Source organism: Oleiphilus sp. HI0067, from assembly GCF_001635735.1.
In genome coordinates, this window is sequence record NZ_LWFI01001196.1 from 1 (window position 1) to 1,223 (window position 1,223).

Annotated in this window: 1 protein-coding gene; it reads left to right on the forward strand. The window is 46.9% G+C overall.

Annotation, left to right across the window (positions count from 1 at the left end):
* Nucleotides 1-1,223, forward strand: a 1,223-nt coding sequence (gene lpdA, locus A3739_RS17775) for a dihydrolipoyl dehydrogenase (protein WP_068502272.1), incomplete at both ends; no start/stop codon positions are given.

Here is a 1,223-nt window from a genome sequence, read left to right on the forward strand (position 1 = left end):
GTATCCCTTCCAAAGCGCTTTTAGAGTCATCTCATAAGTATGAGGAAGCTAAGCACGACTTCGATATTCATGGTATCTCTGCAGACGATGTTGAAATAGACGTGCCAAAAATGATGGGTCGTAAAGAAACCATCGTTAAAAACCTTACTGGTGGCGTTGGTATGCTCTTTAAGGCGAACGGCGTAACGTCCATTCACGGTACTGCAAAAGTGCTAGCAGGTAAGAAAGTTGAAGTGACAGATAATGGTGGGAAGGTTTCAAGCTATGAGGCTGAAAACGTTATTATCGCAACGGGATCTAAGCCTATTGAGATTCCGCCAGCCCCTATAACTGAGGGGTATATTGTTGACTCAACGGGCGCTCTCGAATTCACAGAAGTTCCAAAACGAGTTGGTGTGATTGGCGCAGGCGTTATTGGCCTTGAGCTAGGCAGCGTTTGGGCTCGTCTTGGATCGGAAGTTACGGTTCTGGAAGCTCAGGACACGTTTTTGAGTGCTGTTGATCAACAAATCGCAAAAGAAGCGCTAAAGCAGTTTAAGAAGCAAGGCCTCGATATTCGTCTTAAATCTATGGTTCAAGGTACAGATGTTAAGCGCGGTCTCGTGAACGTTCAGTACAAAGATGCTAAAGGCGATCAAGAACTTAAAGTCGATAAGTTAATCGTTGGAGTTGGTCGAGCTCCTGTTACCGATGGTTTGTTGTCTCCAGATAGTGGTATCAATTTGGATGAGCGCGGTTTTATCTATGTTGATGATCATTGCCAGACTGATGTGCCCGGTGTCTATGCGATCGGTGATGTTGTTCGCGGTCCAATGCTTGCGCACAAAGGTTCTGAAGAGGGCGTCATGGTTGCCGAGCGTATTGCTGGTCAAAAGACGCAGGTCAATTACGATATTATTCCGGGTGTTATTTATACGCACCCAGAACTAGCATGGTGTGGTCAAAATGAAGAGCAGCTCAAAGCTGATGGCGTTCCGTACAATGTTGGTATTGCACCTTTTGCTGCAAGCGGCCGAGCGATGGCGACAAACGCGACGGCGGGAATGGTTAAGATTCTTGCGCATGAAGAAACGGATCGCATTCTAGGAGTGCATATCATTGGACCTAGCGCGTCTGAACTTATTGCCCAAGCTGTGATCGCGATGGAATTTGGTTCTAGTTCTGAGGACCTTGGTTTGACAATGTTTGCGCACCCTACGCTTTCTGAATCTGTGCACGAGGCG